This is a genomic window from Paenibacillus sp. FSL H8-0548, from assembly GCF_038630985.1.
Lineage (GTDB): Bacteria > Bacillota > Bacilli > Paenibacillales > Paenibacillaceae > Pristimantibacillus.
Map to the genome: position 1 here is coordinate 2,569,356 of NZ_CP152049.1, position 25,516 is coordinate 2,594,871.

Below are 25,516 nucleotides of genomic sequence, written 5' to 3' on the forward strand. Positions count from 1 at the left end.
ACGTGATACTGATCGCTCTGCCACGGATCTTATCGTCGTATCTCTAGCTTTCATATGCAGAGAGCTTTTTTTTTGTCAACAGCAAAAATTTAAAGTGAATGCTTTAAATCGGGACTTTCTTTTTTTCTCGAATTTTGTGTATAGTAGTTCCGATACAGCAACGAAAGAAGGGAATGTAGATATTGAAAAAACTAGGACAGCTGAATACGCTGCGCAATCAGATATTTATTGGCTTTATGCTAGTAATGGTCATCGTCTTGGCATCTGTCGGTTTTTTTACGTTTGACCAAGTTTCTGTACTTCTTCGCAACAATGCTGAAAAACATATACAGCAAACCGCAGTTCAGGCTATGGGAAAGTTAGATGTGCTTCTTGGGCAAATAGATACCCTTACGATGCAAGTGACTACGAACGCGTCCATTCAGCGGTTATTGGCACAAGAAATCGATGGAACGCGGATTAGCTTTGAAGAGCGGCAATCGCTGCAGCAGGATGCGCGTAAGTATGAGGCCTACGCAACGGGGATTCGGTCCATAGAAATGTATACTCCGGATTACAGGAGGCTGTTCCCACTCGATGACATTAGTCTGGAAAACAGGGTGCCGATGGAGTGGATTAACCGTGCAGATAGCGGAAAGGGCCGCCTTGTCTGGCTCGGGTTTGACCCGCAGGACCCGAATGTGGTTGTTGCAATGCGTCATGTTCGTCTAATTGACCGCTCTTTTATCCATGCTGGCTATTTAATGGTCTATATTGAAAAAGGTTATTTTGAGCTGACAGATAAGTTGACGGGCAACGAGAAAAAAACCGGTGAATCGATGGGGCTTTTTGATGGGAGGGGACAGAAAATTTATTCGGATTTCCCGGCTGATGTCGATGCGGGAATGATGCTGGGCCATGGTGGAGAAATAATTACAGTTGATGGCGAATCTTATATCGCTGTACAGCAGGAGTCGGCGGAGACAGGCTGGAAGCTGGTCATTTTGACGCCCGTGAATTATACGACTGCAGGTATATCCGTCCTGCGTACGGCTATCCTTGTTTCAGGTGCTGTTGGCGGGTTGTTGTTTCTCGTGTTGACCTTTATTTTATCAACGATGATCACGCGTCCGATTCTAACTCTGATTAAGGCCATGCGCGGCTCCAGACTCGGTACGTTGAAGACAAATCCGAATTCATCCTCAACGATGGAAATTAACGAGCTAAACAACACCTATAATCAAATGGTTGATTCATTAAATGAATTAATTGAGGTCGTTTACCAGAAGGAAATCATTCAAAGCCGCACGGAGCTAAAAGCTCTGCAATCCCAAATAAATCCACATTTTTTGTTCAACACGCTGGAAGCGTTTTATTGGGAGTTGGATGAGAAAGGGGAAGAGGAGCTCGCGCAAATTGTCGTTGCGATGTCTGGTCTCTTCCGTTATGTGATTAATCGCTCAGACGATGATGAATGGGTTACGCTAGGGGACGAGCTTGAACACGCAGAAAGATATTTGAAAATAATGGAGATGCGAATGGTAGATAGGCTTATGTGGCGTATAGAAGCAGATGAGGAATGCCGCAAGGTACCGCTTCCGAAGCTGCTCATTCAGCCGCTAGTCGAAAATGCAATTCTGCATGGTATAGAGCAGCGTGTTGGACCAGGCACTGTTCGATTACACGCCGAGCCCTCGAGCCGTGAGGGTTATATTCGGGTAACCGTAACGGATGATGGACCGGGCATGGATAAGGATACTGTTTTGGCCTTGTATGCATCGATGAAGGAAGGACATGTGAGCGGCTCCAAGGGGACTGGTGTTGGAATATCCAACGTAGATCGCAGACTTAGGCTATATTATCTGGAAAACGGCGGATTGGAAATTCAAAGTGAATTAGGCCGAGGAACTAGCATTATTTTTAGCATACCGAATGGAAATGGAGGGAATAGTAAACGTGAAAACAATATTAATCGTTGATGATGAACCAAGAACTAGACAGGGCATTCGAAAAACATTGGAATCGTGGTCATCCGGACGGCACCATATCGAGACAGCCTCCAGCGGCGTGGAAGCTTTATCCTGGCTGCAGCAGAACGAAGCCCATTTACTAGTCACCGACATTAGAATGCCTGAGATTGGCGGGCTCGAATTGGTCGAGAGACTAAACGAAATGCCGCATCCGCCGGTTGTAGTCATTATTTCCGGGCATCCCGAATTCGACTATGCGCAAAAAGCGCTTCAGCTTGGTGTCGTCACCTATTTATTAAAGCCCTTGGACAAGATTAAGCTGGTACAGGCGGTAGAAATGGCATTAAAGCGGGAAGAGGATATGAATCGGATCGAGAGGATGGAGAAGCTCTTTGATCCGAAGCTGCTGGAAACCTTGCAGGAAGATAAACAGTATGGCATTCAGGTACAGGAAGCCCTTCGTTTTTTGGACGAGCATCTAGGTGAGCAGGTGTCGCTGCGTTCCGTTGCCGATCATTTGCATATGAATTCTAGTTATTTCAGTGTTCTGTTTAAGGAGCAGACAGGGCTAACATTCAGCGATTATTTGAGCAGGAGAAGAGTACAGCGGGCAAAGGAGCTGCTTGCAAATACACGATTCTCAGTTGCCGAAATCGCAGAGCAGGTTGGATACCAAACCGCAAAATATTTCGCGAAGGTGTTTCGGTCGTTTGAAGCTGTAAGTCCAGGTCAATATCGTCAAAGTATTTTAGATCCGGAGGAGACAATCCAATAATAGTGGTATTACTCCCAATGGCTGTGTCCTTACGACGTTTGCAGGAACTTGTTACAATCTATTTAAAGCGATTGCATTTCGCTTACTACTGGAATAAAAGGGGATGTAAACGTGTTCAACAAAAAAAGGGCAATACTGCTATTATCTATTTGTCTTGTACTGGTTGTTGCCGGCTGCGGTAAAAAAAGCAATGAAGGAACTGGCGGTACAAACGGCGAATCTGCCGGAGCCGGAGATAAGGTCACGATAAATTTCATGCATTTATGGCCGGAAGGTGTTTCCGCAGGACAAAACAAAATCGTCAATCAAATCATTACGGAGTATCAGGATGAGCACCCGAATGTGACGATCAAGCAAGAGGTTTTGGACAATGAGCAGTACAAGAATAAGCTGAAGGTGCTTTCCGCTTCTAATAAATTGCCGGATGTAGGCGTTACATGGGCAGCGGGATTTTTGCAGCCATATGTGGATGGCAAGCTGTTCACGCCAGTAGACGATTTATTAAGCGGTCAGCTTAATGGCAAGTTTGTATCTGGTACTACAGAGGCCTATGCCATTGACGGTAAAACGTATGCGCTTCCACTGGAATTCAACATCGCGCCGATTTACTACAATAAAGCCATTTTCGAAAAATATAATTTGGAAGTTCCTCAAACCTATGAGCAGTTTAAAGCAGTTGTAAAAACATTGTCTGAGAATGGGATCGCTCCTATAGCGCTTGGCAATAAGGATCGTTGGACCGGTTCTCTCTGGTATATGTACCTGGCTGATCGGAATGCAGGACAACAAGCATTATCCAGTGCGATTACCGGCTCCGATTCATTTAAAGAGGAAGGACTGCTGAAGGCTGCAACTGAAGTGCAAACGCTCGTCGACAGTAATGCATTCGTGAAAGGATTTAACGGCTTGTCGAACGAAGAGGCGAAGTCAGAGTTTCTAAACAGCAAAGCCGCAATGTACATGATGGGTACATGGGAGCTGCCGAACTTTACGACTAATGAAGATATACCGAAGGACTTCCGAGACAGCGTTGGTTTCTTCAAATTTCCAACAGTAGAGGGCGGAAAAGGTGACATTAACAGCTGGGTAGGCGGCCCGGGCGTCGGATTGTTTGTTGGCGAGAATTCCAAGGTCAAAGAAGAGTCGAAAGCATTCGTTGAGTATTTCGTTACCAAATGGGGAGAGCAATCTGTAACAGGAGCGGGAGTTATCCCTGCCACAAAGGTTGATACTTCAAGTATTGAACTGCCGCAGCTGTACATTGATCTCTTTAATGAAATGAATCAAGCAAGCAGTATTACTCTATTTGCAGATGTTCAAATGCAAGCGAATGCTGCTGAAACACATCTCAACATGATCCAGGCTCTGTTCGGAAAAGCGACAACACCGGAGAAGTTCTCTGAAGAACACGACAAGGCTATAGCTTCAGGAAAATAAGATTTTTGTATGGGAAGTGGAAGACATATTCGTCTCAACATGCCGAATATGTCTTCCAAATGATTACCTATAAAGGAAAGGAGCCGGCCCAATTGGACAAAGTGCTTTCGAACAAAAAAATAATCGCACTATACGTGCTGCCGTCTCTGCTTCTTATTCTGGCCATCGTATATATTCCGATCGTGCTGACTGCATACTACGGTTTGAATGATTGGAATGGCATTGGCGCAATGACATTCGTTGGACTTGATAACTATATGGCCTTGTTTGTGGATGCAACATTCTGGAATAGCGCTGGGCATTCACTGCTGTTAGCTTTATTTTCAGGGATAAGCCTTATTCTTTATCTCGTTGTTGCCATGGTTTTGGCTGCTAAAATCAAAGGAGCTAATCTGTTTCGCAAAATTTATCTCATTCCAATGCTGTTGTCCTCTGTCGCGATTGCACAGTTATGGCTCAAAATTTATCATCCAACTAACGGCGTTTTGAATAGTGTTTTGGAATCGCTTGGTGTTGCAAACCCTCCCGCGTGGCTGGCAGAGTCCTCTCTCGTATTATATGCTCTGTTTATACCGATTCTTTGGCAATATGCGGGTTTCTATATTTTGATCTATTATGCGGCTCTAAAAAATATCCCGGCATCGCTCGAGGAAGCTGCAAAGATTGATGGGGCGAATGCGCTCCAAATCGCTTGGAAGATCAAACTTCCGCTCGTTATGGAAGTGATCAAAGTGACGATCGTTCTTGCCGTTGTCGGTTCGTTGAAATATTTCGATCTCATTTTTGTTATGACAGACGGCGGTCCTAATGGTTCGAGTGAAGTGATGGCATCCTACATGTATCACCAGGCGTTCCGGGCATACGATTTTGGCTACGGAAGCGCGATTGGTTTCTTCCTGCTAGTCATCTGTCTGGCTGTTACTTGGGTCATTCGCAAATTAACCGCCACGAAGGATACGATTCAATACTCGTAAGGAGGAACGCTTCATGTTTTCTATAAATACTAGGAATAGGCATGGAATAGCTGAATCAAAGGCAGGGATTGTCTCGAAGCTGGGCTATACCTTACTATATGCTGTATTGATTGCGGTTGCTGCTATGCAGTTGTTCCCGCTTGTATGGCTGCTGTTTTTCTCTCTAAAAAACAATCAAGAGGTATTTAATCTTCCTCCCTTATCACTGCCGATGAATCCTCGCTGGGAAAACTATGCGAAGGTATGGAGTTCAGGAAATATTGATGTTTATTTTTTTAACAGCGTTTGGATTACAGTTGCGGCTACGCTATTAACCGTCGTATTGGGAAGCTTGGTCACCTATGCGGTGACAAGGATGAAATGGAAGGGCAGTTCCTTCGTACTCGGTTTATTTATGGTGGCGATGATGATTCCTGTTCATTCTACACTTATTCCGCTATTTAGCCTTTTTAGCAAGGTAGGATTAACGGACCATCCGTTGTCGTTGATTTTAACGTACGTGGCATTTAATATGCCGATTACGATTATGATCCTGCTCGGTTTTTATTATGCACTGCCGAAAGAGGTTGAAGAGGCAGCTATCATAGACGGTTGTTCGGTCAATCGTATGTTCATACAAATTGTGTTTCCAATGACCAGCTCGGTGATCGCTACAACAGCGATTATTAATATGATTTATAATTGGAATGAATTTATATTCGTCAACACGTTTATAAGCTCGGATAATTATAAGACGTTGACCGTTGGCGTGCAAAATTTCATTGGGCAATATACGACGGACTGGGGCGCGATCGGCGCAACACTTATGATTAGCATCCTGCCGATCTTGATTACGTTCCTCTTCCTTAGCAATCGAATTGTCGAAGGTATCGCTGCGGGTTCGGTAAAGGGATAAAAAGTTATTGGGAAATTTTATGCGAAAGAGCGGATAGAAAAGCTGGTTAGGGGGGAATTCTCCGTAATCAGCTTTTTTCGTTGTGTCCAATGACAGCTTAAAGTCTGAGGATTTATTCGTTCCTTAATATACTGGACGTTTACGCGCGGGAAATCATATTGCTGTATTTGTTCTAACGGAACTCACGGGTCTTATTTTGCCGAAAACATCTTTTTTTCGAGTGTAACGGAAATGAGTGACCTTATTTGGTCTTTTTCTGTGGGATTGGACATTTTATTCACACATAGTTGCGCTGGATTCCGTTACATTTTCATATGTTGATTATTTTTGAGAATAGCGTCCGTGATTTCCGTTAAAAGATCGTTGATGAGCTGCATTCACTTCGGTAGCCGAAAAGTACGATATCTTAGAGACCCACTTGCCACATCAATCCTATTTTTCTTTACAAGCTCCAGCAAAATAGTTCTAGTATGTCGATCGGTGAGCTGCAGATGAGTGGAAAGCTCTTGTGGTGTGAAAGGACGCATTAGTCTGCGACCAAAGCGCACTGTTTCTGATTCCGCCCAGTTCAGCTCGCCAGGCAATGTAGTTGATAAAAACTTCCCAACAAATGCGAGCACCAGCGTAAGAGTGATTTTGTTCTTATGTCAAATGACAGCTTAAAGTCTGAGGATTTATTCGTTCCTTAATATACTGGACGTTTACGCGCGGGAAATCACACTGCTGTATTTGTTCTAACGGAACTCACGGGTCTTATTTTGCCCAAAACAGCTTTTTTCCGAGTGTAACGGAAATGAGTGACCTTATTTGGTCTTTTTCTGTGGGATTGGACATTTTGTTCACACATAGTTGCGCTGGGTTCCGTTACATTTTCATCTGTTGATTATCTTTGAGAATAGCGTCCGTGATTTCCGTTAAAAGATCGTTGATGAGCTGCATTCACTTCGGTAGCCGAAAAGTACGGTATCTTAGAGACCCACTCGCCACATCAATCCTATTTTTCTTTACAAGCTCCAGCAAAATAGTTCTAGTATGTCGATCGGTGAGCTGCAGATGAGTGGAAAGCTCTTGTGGCGTGAAAGGACGCATTAGTCTGCGGCCAAAGCGTAAGGTTTCTGATTCCGCCCAGTTCAGCTCGCCAGGCAATGTAGTTGATAAAAACTTCCCAACAAATGCGAGCACCAGCGTAAGAGTGATTTTGTTCTTGTGTCCAATGACAGCTTAAAGTCTGAAGAACTATGAGCTCCTTAATATACTGGACGATTGCGCGCGGGAAATCATACTGCTGTATTTGTTCTAACGGAACTCACGGGTCTTATTTTGCCGAAAACATCTTTTTTTCGAGTGTAACGGAAATGAGTGACCTTATTTGGTCTTTTTCTGTGGGATTGGACATTTTGTTCACACATAGTTGCGCTGGGTTCCGTTACATTTTCATATGTTGATTATCTTTGAGAATAGCGTCCGTGATTTCCGTTAAAAAATCGTTGATGAGCTGCATTCACTTCGGTAGCCGAAAAGTACGGTATCTTAGAGACCCACTCGCCACATCAATCCTATTTTTCTTTACAAGCTCCAGCAAAATAGTTCTAGTATGTCGATCGGTGAGCTGCAGATGAGTGGAAAGCTCTTGTGGCGTGAAAGGACGCATTAGTCTTCGGCCAAAGCGCAAGGTTTCTGATTCCGCCCAGTTCAGCTCGCCAGGCAATGTAGTTGATAAAAACTTCCCAACAAATGCGAGCACCAGCTGCTTACAGACTCCAGGATCGTCTTTAATTGAAAGATAAGCAATGGGAAGAAATATCCAATCATCAAGCACAAGCAGTGCTTGCTTCATGCATAGATCTTTAAAGCGACTGACTTCGATATCCCTGGCATGAGACCGGTATCCGTGAATTTCGATACAGCCCTTTGCTCCGCCTGGCCGATAGGCAAGATCAAGGTAGCGGTATCCGTTGTTAAAATCGCGAACCTCATGCTCGGGATACAAATGATCCAGATTTCCTACTGCTGGATACCAGATCGAACGTAGAAATTCTACGGTTCCATGTCCCAAGCCATTCTGCAGAAGCTCCCTGACTCTTGGGTTTTTCTCTCGGGTAATATGATTTTCAAGCCATAGATCATAAGTATGTTCGAACAAGCTAATTCCTCACTTTCTATTCGCAGTTACAAGGTGAAACGGCTGTCGCTGTCCTTTGGCGGCGCTAGCGCGTTTCATTCCGGAGAAATATAGAGAAGGTATGGCGAAATGATCTACTTTCCTATATTTTGAAAAAAAAAAGCCGCTTTAATACGAAAATACTCTTACGAGCATTCGTATTAAAGCGGCATGTGCTTCACGACCAACTTTGATACTACTAGTATATCGTGGAACTGATCCATTCGGCAATACTCTCCATTATATTAATCATCTCTGGCGCGTCGAAATCTTATTTTTTCGGCAGAGCTGTTGATCAGAAATGGATCGTTTCCAAAAAGGAAGAAGAGCGGCTATCTGATCTTCTATCCAATCCGTGGGTAACAGTGAATATGGCTTCCCATTATCCAGATATTATGCTAAACTTGCGCCAAGAACTCGTAGTGGTACGAGAATAGTTGCAATATTATCCAGAATAGCAACCATGCAGTAAGCTCGTGATGTACAGCGTCTAAATGAATAAAGCATACAATGGAGGTTATGTAATAATGACAAGGTTACAAGAGCGTTTAACCCCTTTGCTTAAGGAATGGGTCGACAAAGGACCCGCCGGATGTGCTTGCACGGTGGTCATAGACGGAGAAGTGTTGTATCAGGAGCGCTTTGGATATGCAGATTTGGAAAAGAAAACAAAAATAGAACCAGATACCATCTATCGAATTTATTCCATGACCAAAGTCGTCACCTGTGTAGCTGCCCTCATGCTGTATGAAAAGGGACTTTTTTTATTGGATGATCCACTGGAACAATATTTGCCGGAGTTTAAAAATCCTCTGGTCTATCGGTATAACGAAATTGGCGAAAGAACTACATCGCCAGCGTCCGCATCCATACGGGTCAAAGATTTGTTCACAATGACTTCAGGGCTTACTTACGGTGGAGACAACTTGGAGACCGAACAGCTGACACGTGCAATTATGGAAAATGCCGCTGAAACGTTGGACATGCGCGCTTTATCGAAAGCGCTTGCAGCCATTCCGCTTGCGTTCGATCCGGGTACACACTGGAAATATGGTACAAGCCACGATGTCCTTGCCGCTTTGGTCGAAGTGCTGTCCGGTGAGACATTCGGGGAATTTCTAAAAAAAGAGCTGTTCGGTCCTTTAGGAATGGACGATACCTCATTCCATATTTCTGAAGATAAGCGTGATAGACTTTGTACGATGTATAACCGCACGGAGGAAGGCATCCTGACTCCAAACTTCATCATGGATGCGACGTATCAGCCAGGGTGCAGGTATGAGAGCGGTGGAGCCGGCCTTCTGTCAACGATCAGGGATTACAGCCGATTTGCGCAGGCATTAGCAAGAGGCGGCGAGTTGGATGGTACCCGGATTTTAAGCAGAAAAACGGTGGAGCTGATGGCAATGAATCATTTAGAGCCACAGCAGCTTAAAGATTACAATTGGCCGCAACAGAAAGGTTATGGCTATGGGTTGGGGGTCCGTGTTATGACGAATCCCGCAGAGGGGGGGAATAATGGATCAATAGGCGAATTTGGCTGGGCTGGTCTAGCTGGATCATGGGTATTGATCGATCCTCAGGAGCAGCTTTCCGTAGTTTACATGCAGCAGATGCTGCCAAGTCTCGAGCCCTACATTCATCCTCGTATGCGTGCTGTCATTTATGGTTCTTTAGAATAGATCATTGCTTGGCAAGATCTGCAGATTGATGCTGCAGGTCTTTTTTTTGTTTAAAAAATCATGGATTCCATGTAATTGTACATGGAGGTTCATTTTGTACATATGAAGCTCCCTTATGGTTCGTGCTATGATAGTATGTACAAAAAGTAAAGTGATTTGGGGGAATGGTATTGAATTGGGGAAGAGGAAACTTCACGCGAAGTGTGGCGTTTCGATTGATTCTATCGTATGCAGTGATCTTATGCATCCCTGTTATTCTTAGTGTAATCATATATGGCCAAACAAGGGGAATCGTGAAATACGAGATCGAACGGGCAAGCAGCGCAATGCTGCAGCAAGTAAGATATATTGTGGACGGGGAGCTGCTTCAGACGGAGAGTCTGGCTGCGCAGTTAGCCATTCATTCGGATGTTCGCAGATTGCTGGCTTCGGACGCTAAGGTAAACGCTTACAATATCTATGGGATGAAACAGGAACTAAACAAATTGTTATCCGTCAACGATTTCATTAAGGAAATTTATCTTTATTCAAAGCCTTTACAGTCGGTTCTCTCAAGTGAAACCTATCTAAAGGAACAATCTTTTTACGAGATAAAGCATCAGACGCACAATTTTGCCTACGAGGACTGGCTGGAGTTGATAAATCGGTACCAGACGGGGGAGTATGTGCTGCTTCCACTCGAGAATCAAGGGAAGATTATCTATACTCCATCCTATATTCGCTCATTGCCGATGCAGGCGACTGCCGATTCGGCGGGTACGCTGATCATACCGCTCAATGTCGAGAAGATCATGACGATGCTGGAAAACATTGATTGGGTGGAGCAAGGTCAAGTATTCATTATGAATTCGAATGACCAAATCCTGATTCAGAATGCCGAAGAATCGCAAATTTCTCCTTCGTCGTACCAGGAGTGGAGTGATCGCGGGACGGGCACCTTTACCGGCATATTCCAAGGAATGGAGTCGATGATTACGATCGAGTCGTCTGCTACGACGGGCTGGAAGTACATCAGCGTGTTTCCGATCGAAGTTTTCTGGGAGCGCGCAGGGGTCATTCAGACGATGAATGTATTCGGGCTTTTGCTTTGCCTTGCAATTGGCGGCACGGTTATTTATTATTTCGCGCGTAAAAACTACGATCCGATTAAACAATTGGTTAGCGTCTTTTCCCGGAGTTCTTCGCAGGGAACTGGAGCGTACTTGGACGAATATTCATTCATTCGGAGAAGCGTGCTGGAGACCATTCAAGAGCGGGACGACATGAATAATAAAAACGTTCAGCAGCTTCGAGTTTTACAGGATTACTATTTAGGAAGATTGTTGAAAGGACAGGGTGACCGGAACGTCCCGCTCGCGGAGCTGGCGAAGGCGCACAAGCTGTCTTGGAGGACCGATCATTTCGCGGTGCTGTTGTTTTATATTGAGAGCGTCGAGGGAGAATTAAAGGATCTAGCCTTGTCACAGTTTATTGTGTCCAATATCGTGAAGGATATGGTCGGCGACCGTTTAACGATACATTTTACGGATGTAGACGGTATGCTCGCGGCGGTTGTGAACGTCGATCCGGATCGGACTCAGCAATGGAAGGATGATATAGAGGATAATTTAGCACAAGCTTACGAATTTATCACGGTCCGCTATAAGCTTCGCTTCACGACGGTGGGCAGCGAACTGCAAACTGGCTTGGACCATGTACATCTGGCCTTTCTTCAAGCCTTGGAAGCCCAAGAATACCGTATCGTGCTGGGAGAAAGCTTGTTGATCTGGTACGGAAACATAAAACCGACTGAAAGCAGTTATTTCTTTACTGTGAACGACCAGATGATTCTGATCAATTTCTTGAAAGCCGACGAGTTCGAGAAAGCGAAGCAGATGATCGACAACGTCATACAAGAAGCGTTCCAAAGGGATAGATCGCATGAAATCGCAAGATGCGTCCTGCTTGACGTAGCGACGACACTGATCAAGATGATTCCCGACCAAGATCAGGCTGGCATCGCATGGGATGAATGGCGGCCGCTCAAGCGACTATTGTCATGCTCTACGAAGCTGGAATTCCAACAAGAGCTGTTCGATATATTTGATCGGGTATGCACGCTGCTCCGCAGCAGGCAGAACGGACAAATGAGCGTTGGAATCGGTGAGAAAGTTATCGAATTCGTGCAAGAGAACTATAGCGACAAGAATTTGAGCGTGTCATTGATCGGAGATCAATTCCGGCTATCTCCTCAGTACGTATCCCGATTATTCCGTGAGCAGACGGGGCAAGTGGGATTGCATGACTATATTAGCCAGACCCGCATAGAAGCCGCGAAGGCACTATTATTAGAAGGAACCAGCATCGAAGAGACGTCGGCTCGTGTCGGATTCGCAAGCAGCCATGCTTTTATTCGCGTATTCAAGAAGTATGAAGGCATCACGCCAGGGAAATACAAGACGATCCAGTAACGGCTAAGAAACACTATGCTGAAGCAAGGGGGCACATATTACGGAAACACGATATTTTGGTTTGCTGAGGAAGAGTTGGATCATAATCATCTGCTTAATCTTATTAACGATCATTTTTTTTATAGTGAATCGAACAGAAGATATCACGCCGAAGAAGAGGGGGGTGGAGTCCTCGAATCAAGAACAGAGCAGTCCAGCAGCATCTGCTGAGCCATTCGAATATCCGATGGAAGGACTTCCCGAACTGACGTTAATGACGGAGTTCCCCGATATGGGGACGCCGAATCAAGGGCTTATCGACGATGAATATGAGAAACGAACGGGAATCGCGATTCGACATCTCGGTGGCGTCCCCATGCAGGATAATAAATTCAAATATCTTCTTGCTTCTGGAAACATGCCGGACATCTTCATGAATAACTGGCTTCAATTTCCGGGAGGTCCTGAGAAGGCGATCGAGCAGGGATATATTTTGCCGCTTAACGATGTCATCGATCGGTATGCGCCAAATTTTAAGCGAATGCTTGAAGAAAATCCTGAGATTGATAAAATGGTGAAGACGGACAGCGGCATCTATTATGCTTTCCCCTTTATACGCTCGGAAGAGGGGAAGGTATACGGCGGGCCAATCGTTCGCAAGGATTGGCTTGACGAGTTGGGGCTCCCTATTCCTACTACGATCGACGAATGGTACGTGACCTTGACAGCATTCAAGCAGAAAAAAGGGGCGAAAGCACCGTTGACGCTGCGAGCTTTATTCATGGGTGAGCGAACAGCCGGCTTCGCGGGGGCGTTTGGTGTCATGGGGAATTTCTACGTCAAGGATGGGAAAGTAAAGTACGGTTACCTAGAACCAGAATATCGGGAATATTTGGCGACGATGAGCAAGTGGTACCTTGAAGGATTAATCGATAAAGATTTTGCCGTTCTAGATTTGGAATCCGTGGACTATAAGATGACTTCCGGGGCAAGTGGTGCAACGATCGGATGGAACGCCTACATCGAGAAATATAACCTCGCGGCACCGTACAATGACCCAGCAGCTCATTATACAGCCGCTCCCTATCCGACGCTGAGAGAAGGGGAGGTCCCGGAATTCGGGCAGCTCGACAATGCGTATGCGGGTACTAGCTCTGCTGCAATCAAAGCCACGACGAAAAACTTGGAAGCAGCGGTTCGGTGGTTGGATTATGGATATTCGGAAGAAGGCAGCCTGCTGAATGCGTTCGGTATTGAAGACTTAACGTATACGCTGGAGAACGGACAGGTAGTGTATACGGATTTGGTCACAACGAACCCGGACGGATTATCAAGTGATCAGGTTATGCTTCAATACGCGCACCAAACGAACTTTCCAATGATCCAGAGGGACTCGCAGCTGGCGTGGAAGTTTGAAGAAACGAATGAGGCCGTTGAAGTTTGGAGAATGACGAAGCATGAAGACTATTTGCTGCCCCCGATAACACCTACGACTGAGGAAGTGGGCGAGTTGTCCACGTTAATGGACGGGATTAGCGAATACGTAAGAGATGCAGAGCTTCGGATCATTCTAGGCGTGGACCCCATCGACGCTTACGACAATATGGTGGAGCAGCTAAAGCTGCTCGGGATCGAACGGATTTTAGAAATTAAACAAGCGGCATACCAACGATATGTAAACAGATGACCTCCGACCCTCGGAGGTCGTCTTTTTTTAAAATATAGGAAAGGATATCATTTCACCATACTTTCTCTATATTTCTGGGAATGAAACGGCTGGCGCCACCAAAGAACGGCGACAGCCGTTTCACCTTGTTTCATAGGTCAAATTCTTCAAATGGTTCATTCGTTTCAAGCTGACACTCGCTATTTCCTCGTTATCGTACATCAGTTTCCGTTATTGAACATTGTTTGCAGGAAGCGTTTTCGATACATTGATGGAGTGACGGAGCGTCAGGCTCGAGTCCTGCTAGGGTAAATTTTTCATAAGGAAGTGATGACGATATGGCAGCTCATGCGCAAGTCAAGGGTGTAGATACAACTCCGCTCTGGAAACATGTTAAAAAGGAATGGAAGCTATATTCGTTTCTAATTCTACCCGTAATCTACTTTATTATTTTTAAGTATGCGCCGATGATCGGGAACATTATTGCTTTCCGGAAGTATAGAGGCGGACCGAATATCTTAGGCTCGGAATGGGTCGGATTTACGTACTTCGAGATGTTTATGAAGGATCCAACGTTTTGGAGAGCCTTCTTCAACGATCTAACCTTAAGCGTAAGCTATCTCGTGGTTAAATTTCCGCTTACCTTGATATTCGCGTTGTTGTTGAACGAATTGCAGAGAATCAAGTGGAAGAAGTTTGTGCAAACGGTTTCGTACCTTCCCCATTTTATTTCCGTGGTCATCGTAGCGGGAATGGTCAAGGAGATGGTCTCCTTGACGGGGCCGATCAACAATGTGCTCTCTTATCTCGGATTCGAGAAGATTTCGTTTATTTCCTTACCGGAGTGGTTTCCGACGATTTATGTTACTTCCGGCGTCTGGCAAAGTTTAGGGTGGGGAACGATTCTGTATTTGGCGGCGATGACCGGCATCAATACGGCACTGTATGAAGCGGCAAAGATCGATGGCGCGAGTCGGCTGCGATTAGCAATGCACGTTACAATTCCCGGCATTCTGCCGACGGTGATGGTGCTCTTGATCCTGGATATCGGCAGCATTCTGGGCTCGAATTTTGAGAAAATCTTACTTTTGTACAATCCTTTAACCTATGAAACGGCAGACGTCATCTCAACCTACGTTTACCGAATGGGCATCACCGGGGGCAACTTTAGTTATGCGACAGCGGTCGGGTTGTTCGAAGGCATCATCGGACTGATCCTGGTGACGATTGCGAACGAAGTATCGAAGAGGACTACAAATTCCAGCCTATGGTAGAAAGGAGACGATCTCGTGAAGCGAATCTCATTAACCTTTAACATGTTTAATGTTCTAAACGGATTATTCATGATTCTGATTGTGCTGCTTACTTTATACCCGTTCGTCTATCTCGTAGCACAGTCCTTCAGTTCGGAAGCAGCCATCTATGCTGGCAAGGTAACCATCTTCCCAGTGGAGTTTACGACGAAGACCTACGAAGTCATATTGAGCAAGCCTGACTTCTTCCGTTACTACTGGAATACGATTGTTTATTCGGTGGTAGGCACGCTTATTGCGGTAGCAGCGACGGCCGTTATGTCTTATCCGCTTTCGAAAGACAAGCTGCGCCTTAACAAGTTTTTTATCCCGTTTGTGTTGTTTACGATGTATTTTGGCGGTGGTCTCATACCGAACTACATCCTGATTGCGAAGACATTAGATATGCGAGATACGATCTGGGCCATCGTTGTTCCAGGGGCGATCAGCGCCTTCAATGTCATCTTGATGAAGACGTTTTTCGCCAGCCTGCCAAACGAATTGGAAGAAGCGGGACGCGTTGACGGTCTGGGTGTGTTCGGCATATTTACAAGAATTATTCTTCCTTTATCCAAGCCCATTCTGGTAACGATTATGTTATTCGTCATGGTTGGCATGTGGAACAACTGGTTCGGACCTTCACTTTATTTGCAGTCGAAGGAGAAATGGCCTGTCGCCTTGTATTTGAAACAAATTATCGACAACGCGGTCAGTCCGACCGAAATCGGGGCTACTTCCGATCAGACCAGTCAAATCGCGGCAAGCATTAAATCGACAGCTATGGTACTCACCTCTTTGCCTATCATCTGCATATATCCGTTCGTGCAGAAGTATTTCGTGCAAGGGATGATGATTGGGGCTGTCAAGGGGTAATCGATATAATCGGAAGGGCTAAAGACGTTTCCGTTATATATAGGCTCGAACCAAAAAAAGGGAGGCAGTACTATGAGATTCAGCAAAGTAATGGTAACGGTTACAATGGCGTTTATGCTCGTGTTTATGGCGGCATGCTCATCCGCCAACGAAGGCTCATCGGGTAAAGACACACCTGCTGCATCGAATGGCGCAGGCACGAATGAAGCGGCAGCCGAGACGGCGAATTACACCTTTGGAGAAGACCAGACGTTCCACTCCAATGAAGCGGTATCCTACTCCATGATGTACAGCGACCATGAGAATTATCCTTTAAATAAGAACTGGAGATTATGGAGTGCCATTCAAGAAAAAACGAATGTGACTTTTGATTTGGCCGTCACAGCAAGAACGGAATACGAAAATCAAAAGTCATTACTGGTGAATAGTGGTGATGCGCCTTATATTATTCCTAAGACGTACGATGAATCCGCCTTCGTAGCTACTGGTCAGATCGTACCCGTCAGCGAATGGGTGCAATACATGCCGAACTACATGAAAGCAGTGAAGGATTGGGGAATGGAAGCGGATCTCAAGGCTAAGCTGAAGGAAGACGGGAAATATTATATTCTTCCAGGCATGTGGGAGATCGCCGGCGGCGGTTATTCCTATATTATACGTAAGGATGTATTTGAAGCGGCGGGAGTTGATGTCACGGGCCAAGAAGGGAACTGGACTTACGAGGACTTCTATGCAGCGATGAAGAAGGTCAAAGAGCATACCGGCGCGGAATATGTCTTCTCTGATCAATTCAAGGGTGAGTCGGCATTAGGCATTACTTCAGTTCAATATGGTGTCACTGGAGGATGGGCGTTGTCCAATGGCCTGGACTTCGACCATACGAAGCAGCAGTTCACTTTTGCCAATGCATCGGATGACTTCAAAAACTATCTCGGTTATTTCAATAAGTTGATTACCGAAGGCATTATGGATCCTGAATCCTTCACCCAAGAAGACGATACAGCAAGAGCGAAGTTCTTCAAAGGCGATACCTACGTGATAAGCGGAATCTATCAGGTACTGGCAGATTTCAAGAGCAAAATGCAAGATCCAAACAGCGAATTATATATGATTACACAACCGGGAGGACCGAAAGGAAAGCTTCAGGTTGAGACTTCCCGTTTGGAGAACGGAATCATGATCAGCCAGAACGCGCTCGATGAGTTGGGCGAAGAGGGCTTTATCAAAATGCTGCGTTTCGTCGACTGGTTCTGGTATTCTAATGAAGGCCAAATGCTCAGCTTGTGGGGTGTAGAAGGTGAAACCTATACACTTGAAGGAGACGGAAACGTCAAGCTTAATTCGGATATCTATTTTAACGGGATGAACGAAGGCGCTGCGAAGCAGTTGAACGTGGATTTTGGCTTCGCCGGAGGGATGTTTGCTTACGGAGGCTCTGAGAAGCTGAAAATGTCCAAAATGACCGAAGGTGAGAAGGACTTCGTGACCCGTGTCCAGTCGACACGAGAGCCGCGCAAGCTGGCGCCGCCAATCATGGCAACGCCTGAGGAAAGCGAACAGATGAAATTAATCTCAACGCCGCTTATGGATTACGTCAAAACGATGACATTAAAGTTCATTACCGGTCAAGAAAGCTTTGAAAACTGGGACAAATATTTGAAGCAGGTTGAAGGGAATGGAAGTACGCGGTTTACAGACATGTCAAATGATATTTTTCAGAAGACTAAGAGCTTGTTAGGCTATTAATTTTTTAAATATAGGAAAGTATATCATTTCGCTATACTTTCTCTATATTTCTCCGGAATGAAACGCGCCACCGCCATAAGGATAGCGGCAGCCGTTTCACCTTGAAATATAGGAAAGTATATCATTTCGTTATACTTTCTCTATATTTCTCCGGAATGAAACGCGCCACCGTCATAAGGATAGCGGCAGCCGTTTCACCTTGAATAATGGGCTAGGTGTGTGGTCTTCCCAAGGAGGATGCATCTAGCCCTTTGTTTTTGAAATAGAGGGAAACCATTATTTTTGACTGGAGTGGTGATTGGGTTGAACATAAAGATGGGGAACGAAGCGTGGCTTCGATATCAAGAGGTCGAGAACGAGTCGCTGCGGGAATCGTATCAAACTCGTTGCTCGGCTATTGCAATCACGGAGCGAACCAACATATTATGCACCGCAGAAAAAGAATTAAAGGAAGCTTTACTGGCCATGACGGGACACTCGCCAGATATAGTTGCGATTCAACATCATCAGGTTCCACGCGTAATCATTGGGGTTTTAGGGAGCGGGGATGCCGAGATCGACCGCGAAGTCGGAGCAGAAGCCGAACTGATCGGCATCGAAGGCTATGTCATTCGGTCGCTGAACGGCAGGGCGGGAGATTCGGACCGAATCTTGATCGTCGGGAAGTCGGATCGCGGAGCATTATATGGAACCTTTCATTTGATTCGGTTAATCCAGATGAGGGAACCGATTGAAGAGCTGCATATTATCGAGACGCCTGCCAATGGGCTGAGAATGATTAATCAGTGGGACAACATGGACGGATCGATCGAACGAGGCTATGCGGGGGAGTCTATTTTCTATAGGAACAATCGTTTCGTGGAGAACTTTAATCGTATTCGGGAATATGCCCGGCTGTTGTCTTCCGTTGGAATTAACGCGATTTCTATCAATAATGTGAACGTTCATCGCGAAGAGACAAAATTGATTACGGCGGAGTATGAAGAGACATTAAAGAAAGTGGCAGACGTATTCGGAGCGTACGGCATCCAATTATTCCTTAGCATTAACTTCGCGAGCCCGATCGTGATTGGCGGTCTGCCTACGGCGGATCCCTTGGAGCCATCGGTTAGAGAATGGTGGGCTGAGCGAGCAACCGATCTGTACCTTGCAATTCCCAACTTCGGCGGTTTTCTAGTAAAGGCCGACTCTGAATTTCGTCCCGGCCCTTTTACGTACGGACGGAACCATGCGGACGGAGCGAATATGTTGGCCGAGGCGCTTGCACCGCATGGTGGACTTGTCATCTGGCGCTGCTTCGTATACAACTGTCTTCAGGATTGGCGCGATCGTTCAACGGACCGGGCAAAGGCGGCCTATGACCACTTTATGCCGCTCGATGGACGTTTCGCCGACAACGTAATTTTACAAATTAAGAATGGACCGATGGATTTTCAGGTTCGCGAGCCGGTATCGCCGTTGTTTGGTGGACTCAGCAGAACGAACCAGATTCTGGAGCTGCAAATCACGCAGGAATATACTGGACAGCAGAAGCATCTCTGCTATCTTGTACCGCAGTGGAAAGAAATTCTTGATAACGATACGTATGCTGTCGGCGAAGGAGCTACTGTCACCGAGATCGCGAAGGGCGCCACTTGGGGACGCCCGTACGGCGGAATTGCGGCCGTATCGAACATCGGGAACGATGCTTGCTGGACTGGACATCCGCTGGCTCAAGCAAACCTGTATGGTTATGGACGGTTGACGTGGAGCACTTCGTTATCTGCGGAGCGGATCACGTCGGAATGGATTCGGCTCAGTCTCAGCTGCGATAGGGCGGTCGAAGAAGTCGTCTCGAGCATTTTAATGAAGTCTTGGGGCATATACGAGAGCTACACCGCTCCGCTCGGCGTCGGTTGGATGGTGAATCCGAATCATCATTACGGCCCGAATGTAGACGGATACGAATATTCGAAGTGGGGGACGTATCATTTTGCGGACCACCGCGGCATCGGGGTCGATCGAACGATTGAAACAGGGACCGGATACACTGCGCAATACCATTCGCCTCTTCGTGAGATATATAACTCGTTAGAAAGTTGTCCAGATGAATTATTGTTGTTTTTCCATCATGTTCCGTACACCCATGTCTTGCATAGCGGGAAGACGGTAATCCAGCATATTTACGACACGCATTTTGAAGGGGCGCAAGCGGCGGCGGCCTTGCTAGACGATTGGCGATCGGTCAGAGGCAAGGTCAACGAGGAGTATTTTGAGCTTGTTGCCTCGCGGTTATTAGAGCAGCTTGAACATGCCAAAGAATGGCGGGACATGATCAATACGTATTTCTATCGCAAGTCAGGCATTGCGGACTTGCAAGATCGCCTGATCTATTGACGCAGCATGAATAAGAAATGTGGTGGCATCGCAATCGTGCGAAGCCCCGCATTCAGCCTTGGAATATTAGGATGCAGTCATATTCTATTCATTCACCCTAACCTAATACCTACGAAAGCGAGCTGTTCGACTATGAATACGAAATTGCTTTTCAACGACGGATGGGAATTTGCCAAAAGCGCGCTGGATGTTACGGATCATGCGGGGCTGAGCTTCGAGCCGGTGGATCTCCCTCATGATTGGTTGATCTATAACACATTGGCACTTTACGAGAACACTATTGGCTGGTATCGCAAGAAATTGAATTGGACACGGAACGACCGAGAGCTCCTGATCAGCTTCGATGGCGTGTACATGGATTCTTCCCTATACCTAAACGGTCAGCTTGCCGGCGAATGGAAATACGGATATTCTTTCTTCGAACACGAGATTACGGACGCTGTCATTGACGGAGAAAATGAAATCGTCGTGAAAGTCGTGTACCAGAGTCCAAACAGCCGCTGGTATTCGGGAGCAGGCATATATCGAAATGTATGGTTGAAGGAACGGGATAAAAATCACATTCTCACTGGCGGCGTGTATGCTGCAGCCAAGCAGCAGGTTGAAGGCTGGTTGGTGGAAATTGACACGGACGTGCACATCGAAGAAGACGTACTTATTTCGCATCATATCATCTACGAGGGCCAGACGGTCGCTGCTGTTTCGGAGCGGGTAACAGTAAGCGGCGGCTCGATCAGGAAGAACTGTCAAACGTTAATCGTGAATAATCCCTTATTATGGAGTCCAGAGGAGCCGAATCTATACCGGATCGTGACACGAATGTCCCGTGAATTGATCGAGTCCGAGGGTCAGCGCTGTGAAGAGCTGGAGACGATCACGCTTCCTCTAGGTTTCCGGAGCATCGTTCTCGATCCGGAGCAGGGGCTTCAGGTGAATGGGAAAAAGCTGAAATTGAATGGCGTTTGCGAGCATCATGACTTGGGTGCTTTAGGAGCAGCATTTAACATCCATGCACTGCGAAGAAGATTTGAAATTCTTAAAGAAATGGGCGTCAACGCAATTCGCACGGCTCATAATATGCCGGCTTCGGAGCTCATGGATTTGGCGGACGAGATGGGGGTGTTCGTCGTCACGGAGGCTTTCGACATGTGGGAACGCTCCAAAACTACGTACGATTACGCAAGATTTTTCAAAGATTGGGCGTATCTTGATGTGAAAAGCTGGGTGATGCGAGACCGGAATCATCCGAGTCTGCTGATGTGGAGCATCGGGAACGAGATTTACGACACGCATGCAGACGATCGAGGACAGGAAGTCACCAGAATGCTCATGGAATATGTATTAGAATTTGATCCGAAGCAGAATGGGCGGGTTACAATTGGCTCGAATTATATGCCGTGGGAAAATGCGCAGAAATGTGCGGATATCGTGAAGGTAGCCGGCTACAATTATGCGGAGAAATATTACAGTAAACATCATGAAGAGCATCCGGATTGGATCATCTACGGCAGCGAGACCGCTTCGGTCGTCCAAAGCAGAGGGATTTATCACTTTCCATTCGAGAAATCGATTCTTGCCGACGATGACGAGCAGTGTTCAGCTCTTGGGAACAGTTCAACAAGCTGGGGAGCCAAATCGGCTGAAGCCTGCATTTTGTCGGAGAGAGATACGCCATTTTCTGTTGGTCAATTTTTATGGACTGGATTCGACTATATCGGGGAACCGACGCCTTACCATACTAAAAATTCCTACTTCGGTCAGATCGATACGGCTATGTTTAAGAAAGATTCCTATTACATTTATCAAGCCGCTTGGACCGATTATAGAACGAATCCAATGGTGCATGTCTTTCCATACTGGGATTTCAATGCTGGGCAAATCATCGATGTTCGTGTTTGCTCGAATGCGCCGAGGATAGAGCTGCAGCTCAATGGAACTACGATTGGAACTCACGAAATCGATCATGAGCATGGCTCGCAGCTTGTTGGCTGGTGGAAGGTTCCATATGAAGAAGGGGAAATCAAGGCCATCGCCTATGACGAAACGGGCAAGGTCATAGCGACTGATGTTAGAAGCTCATTCGGGGATGCGAGCCAGATTCGTCTCCAAGCGGATAAAGAGGTACTTGCGGCGAATGGTACTGATTTGATTTTTGTGGAAATTGGTATGCTTGACTGTAAAGGTCATCCAGTAGACAATGCGAACAATCGTGTACACGTCGAGGTGACGGGGGCAGGAAGATTGCTAGGGCTGGATAATGGCGACAGTACAGATTATGATCCGTATAAGGGAAAAAGCAGAAGGTTGTTCAGCGGAAAGCTGATGGCGATCATCGGTGCGACGCTGGAGCCAGGTGAAATTCGCATAGAAGTGTCCTCTGAGGGCATGCAAACCGAGGTTGCGGAATATGAATCACATCCAGTGAAAGGCGGAAACCTAGATGGAATTTCAGCGAACGTAAGAAATCAAGAGCTGACGTGCGTGATAGGGGGCGATGATGAAATTCCGCTTCGCAAGGTCGAAATCGTCAGCAACTCGGGACAAGACTTAAATGCATCTATCACGGAGATTATCGTTCGCGCCAAATTATGGCCGAAAAATGCCACTTATCGAGAGGTAGAGTGGCGCGCCGTAACGGATGAAGGAATCGACTCGAATATTGCCAAGGTCGTAGCGAATGGTCATGAGGCAAGGATTTCTGCTATTGGCGATGGTGCTTTCCGTCTGCGTTGTATGACTAAGAATGGTACGGACAAGACGAAGCTTATCTCGCAGTTGGAGTTTAAGGCAACAGGTCTAGGAACAGCTTATAAGGATCCTTATGGATTCATCTCGGCGGGACTTTACGATTCCAGCAAAGGCGATGTGGGGAACGGCAATGAAAGAGGTGTTGCGACCAGCAGAGATGGTGAAACGCATGTAGGCTTCAGCGACCTTGATTTCGGTCCATATGGCTCCGACACCGTCACGATTCCGATCTTCGCTTTATCCAGCGAAAAATATACGCTGCAAATTTGGGAAGGGATGCCGGGCGAAGAGTCCAGCTCCTTAGTGGCCGACGTAATTTATCAGAGGCCATCCAAGTGGAATGTATATCAAGAAGAAACGTATCGCTTAACCAAGAGACTTAGCGGCATTACGTCGATCTGCTTCGTGCTGCGTCAGAAGGTGCACATCAAAGGTTTTTCCTTTGAACGTCAGAACCGAGCTTTCGATCGGAATTCGGCGGCATCCTGCGATCGGATTTATGGGGATACGTTTACCTTTGCAGAGGATCGTGTGGAAGGCATCGGAAATAACGTCTCGCTTGAGTTCACACATATGGAGTTTACAGGCGAAGGTGCTCTGAATCTAGTCGTAAACGGGAGATCGTTGATCGACAAGAACACGATCCATATCCGGTTTGCTGGCGAGAGTGGTGAAAACAATCAACTCGTGGAATTTGAGAGATCCGATGGATACGAAGAACGGGTGTTTGAATTGGAACAGGTAACGGGGCTGCAGAAGGTGACCTTCATCTTCCTGCCAGGGAGCAGCTTCGACTTCGACTCGTTCCGCTTTGTGCGGGGAGAAACGATAGAGTAGATTTCACTTGAAATGTATTAATTTTCAACGACTAGCAAAAAGAACACTTTTGAGGAGATAAGCCAAAAGTGTTCTTTTGTTGTTTAGGTCACCAATTATTTGAAATTGCGGATACATATCTATGGACAACAGGGAGTCTGCTTTACTGACGATGTTGAAAGTCCTCTGAATGATTGTCATAAGAGGATAGTACGTGACAGAGCAGCAGTGGGAATAGTTTCCGAATGGATCGAACGCCAATCTTATTCATTATATTTGCAAGATGATTTTTCACTGTTTTTTCACTGATCACACACTTTTTGGAAATTTCACGATTGGAAAAGCCATACACAACGGATAGTATAAGAAGTTCTGATTCTCGCTGTGTAAGCCGATGTACATTTGAAAAATCTTGCATTGCAGGCTTTAGTCTTCGAATGAGCAAATCATTCAGAGCCACGTATTCTATGTCATAATTATTTATGATTATCTCTTCGTGCGATGTTTTTCTGTCTTTATATGAGAGTTCCACCTACTCATGCTTACTTTCTAGGAATAAACGAATAGAGAAAAAAATACTTGAAACTAGAAGAAAGCAACCTAATACGTTCCATAATATTAATAACATATCTACATGTCTCCCTTGAAGTTTTATTCTCATCTGCAAAAAATAATCCTTTTGACATATAAAATCCAAGTGGTGTGACTTATATCAAATAGTTCTAATTACTCAAATTATCCTATATCCCTCATTATAAATGAGTACAAAGACTTATTCTAGGTGTAGAAACTCACTAAAAATCAGGTATTTCGTCATTTTTCGACTAAATATATGACTTAAGTAATGTTTGTAATAATAATATGTGCCTATAATTAGCTATCGAGGAGATGACCTCTGGATTCGTCAGGGTGTCATTTTTTTTAATGTCCACTGCTAGAGAGCAATACTCCATGAAAGAAGATAAAAATGTACATGGACGATATTCTAGATGTTGGATAACATTGATAATGAAAATCAATTTCATTTTATGTGAGGGGATGCAGGATGCTAAGAGAGAACCTGGGCCATCGCGTTCAGTAAATCGGAGGTAGAAAGTAATGACGTTATGGAATAGATCAGGAAGAATGGCAGATTTGATTATGGAAAGGCGATCAATCCGTCAGTTCAAGAGTGATCCGATATCGCAGGAATTGTTAATGCATCTGCTCAATGTGGCAGTGTGGGCACCAACACATGGCGTAAGAGAGCCATGGCGGTTCATTTTGTACAAGGATGAAGCACGCAGAGAACTTGCCCATGCGATGCTGAAAGCAAGTACGCCAGAGGAGAGGGGGCATTACACGCAAAGCAAAGTCGACTATTTTATGAATATTCCGTTTCATATCGTCGTTGTGCAAATAGAAGATCCCCGTCAAAGACAATGGGATGAAGACTATGCAGCGGTTTGCTGCTGGATTCAGACCTTTCAGCTCGCCGCTTGGGAAGAAGGATTAGGTGTCGTGTGGAAGACGAATCCATTTATTTATCACCCTGCGTTTCGCGAAGCGGTCAATGTTCAAGGTGGCGAGAAAATCGTGGGCCTTCTGCATGTGGGATATCCAGAAAAAATACCGGCGCCCCGCCCTCGAACCGATGCAAGCCAGTTTCTAACGATCCATGAGGAATAATATGATTCGAAGCGGGCTGCCTGCCGCTG

16 protein-coding genes are annotated in these 25,516 nt (G+C 45.8%); 14 read left to right on the forward strand and 2 right to left on the reverse strand.

The genetic code is table 11. The features are described 5' to 3' along the window. Window positions 1-182 precede the first annotated feature (182 nt). The 5 genes from MHI37_RS10695 to MHI37_RS10715 all read left to right on the forward strand — a co-directional run bounded on the left by MHI37_RS10695 (window position 183) and on the right by MHI37_RS10715 (window position 6,030). Window positions 183-1,958 (forward strand): sensor histidine kinase, encoded by a 1,776-nt coding sequence (locus MHI37_RS10695; RefSeq protein ID WP_076334959.1) that lies wholly within the window; start codon window positions 183-185, stop codon window positions 1,956-1,958. Beyond that, window positions 1,936-2,724: a response regulator gene (locus MHI37_RS10700; protein ID WP_076334960.1), complete on the forward strand. Its 789-nt coding sequence runs from the start codon at window positions 1,936-1,938 to the stop codon at window positions 2,722-2,724. The genes MHI37_RS10695 and MHI37_RS10700 overlap by 23 nt, the downstream gene beginning before the upstream one ends. Before the next feature lie 111 nt (window positions 2,725-2,835). Next, window positions 2,836-4,161, forward strand: a complete 1,326-nt coding sequence (locus MHI37_RS10705; protein ID WP_076334961.1) for an extracellular solute-binding protein — start codon at window positions 2,836-2,838, stop codon at window positions 4,159-4,161. Between the two features lie 92 nt (window positions 4,162-4,253). Next, entirely contained in the window at window positions 4,254-5,135 is an 882-nt protein-coding gene (locus MHI37_RS10710) for a sugar ABC transporter permease (protein WP_076335031.1), read from the forward strand. A gap of 13 nt (window positions 5,136-5,148) precedes the next feature. Continuing rightward, entirely contained in the window at window positions 5,149-6,030 is an 882-nt protein-coding gene (locus tag MHI37_RS10715) for a carbohydrate ABC transporter permease (protein WP_076334962.1), read from the forward strand. Between the two features lie 1,501 nt (window positions 6,031-7,531). Here the strand turns inward: MHI37_RS10715 and MHI37_RS10720 are convergent. Beyond that, window positions 7,532-8,179 (reverse strand): transcriptional regulator, encoded by a 648-nt coding sequence (locus MHI37_RS10720; RefSeq protein ID WP_342556560.1) that lies wholly within the window; start codon window positions 8,177-8,179, stop codon window positions 7,532-7,534. A gap of 539 nt (window positions 8,180-8,718) precedes the next feature. Between MHI37_RS10720 and MHI37_RS10725 the strand changes: the two genes are divergently transcribed. The 8 genes from MHI37_RS10725 (at window position 8,719) to MHI37_RS10760 (ending at window position 23,840) form a co-directional block, all read left to right on the forward strand. Continuing rightward, window positions 8,719-9,873, forward strand: a complete 1,155-nt coding sequence (locus MHI37_RS10725; RefSeq protein ID WP_076334964.1) for a serine hydrolase domain-containing protein — start codon at window positions 8,719-8,721, stop codon at window positions 9,871-9,873. Window positions 9,874-10,037: 164 nt separating this feature from the next. Next, a complete protein-coding gene (locus tag MHI37_RS10730; protein ID WP_076334965.1) occupies window positions 10,038-12,323 on the forward strand; it encodes a helix-turn-helix domain-containing protein in 2,286 nt (761 codons plus the stop codon). Window positions 12,324-12,486: 163 nt separating this feature from the next. After that, window positions 12,487-13,989 (forward strand): extracellular solute-binding protein, encoded by a 1,503-nt coding sequence (locus MHI37_RS10735; protein WP_256709666.1) that lies wholly within the window; start codon window positions 12,487-12,489, stop codon window positions 13,987-13,989. A gap of 317 nt (window positions 13,990-14,306) precedes the next feature. Continuing rightward, a complete protein-coding gene (locus MHI37_RS10740) occupies window positions 14,307-15,242 on the forward strand; it encodes an ABC transporter permease subunit (protein ID WP_076334966.1) in 936 nt (311 codons plus the stop codon). A 15-nt stretch (window positions 15,243-15,257) separates the two neighbouring features. Beyond that, complete coding sequence (locus MHI37_RS10745; protein WP_083676046.1) at window positions 15,258-16,133, forward strand: carbohydrate ABC transporter permease; 876 nt, start codon at window positions 15,258-15,260, stop codon at window positions 16,131-16,133. 72 nt (window positions 16,134-16,205) lie between these two features. Further along, window positions 16,206-17,879 carry a sugar ABC transporter substrate-binding protein gene (locus tag MHI37_RS10750; protein WP_076334967.1) on the forward strand — a complete coding sequence of 558 codons (1,674 nt, stop codon included), beginning with the start codon at window positions 16,206-16,208 and terminating at the stop codon, window positions 17,877-17,879. Between the two features lie 315 nt (window positions 17,880-18,194). Beyond that, window positions 18,195-20,255, forward strand: coding sequence for an alpha-glucuronidase family glycosyl hydrolase (locus tag MHI37_RS10755; RefSeq protein WP_076335034.1), 2,061 nt, complete (start codon window positions 18,195-18,197; stop codon window positions 20,253-20,255). A 132-nt stretch (window positions 20,256-20,387) separates the two neighbouring features. Continuing rightward, window positions 20,388-23,840 (forward strand): glycoside hydrolase family 2, encoded by a 3,453-nt coding sequence (locus MHI37_RS10760; protein ID WP_076334968.1) that lies wholly within the window; start codon window positions 20,388-20,390, stop codon window positions 23,838-23,840. A gap of 142 nt (window positions 23,841-23,982) precedes the next feature. On the opposite strand, the gene MHI37_RS10765 is transcribed toward MHI37_RS10760, so the two are convergent. Then, window positions 23,983-24,237 carry a helix-turn-helix transcriptional regulator gene (locus MHI37_RS10765; RefSeq protein WP_083676054.1) on the reverse strand — a complete coding sequence of 85 codons (255 nt, stop codon included), beginning with the start codon at window positions 24,235-24,237 and terminating at the stop codon, window positions 23,983-23,985. 680 nt (window positions 24,238-24,917) lie between these two features. Here MHI37_RS10765 and MHI37_RS10770 point away from each other — a divergent pair. After that, the gene (locus MHI37_RS10770; protein WP_076334970.1) at window positions 24,918-25,487 is read left to right on the forward strand and encodes a nitroreductase; all 570 of its coding nucleotides are present in this window, start codon (window positions 24,918-24,920) and stop codon (window positions 25,485-25,487) included. Window positions 25,488-25,516 lie beyond the last annotated feature (29 nt).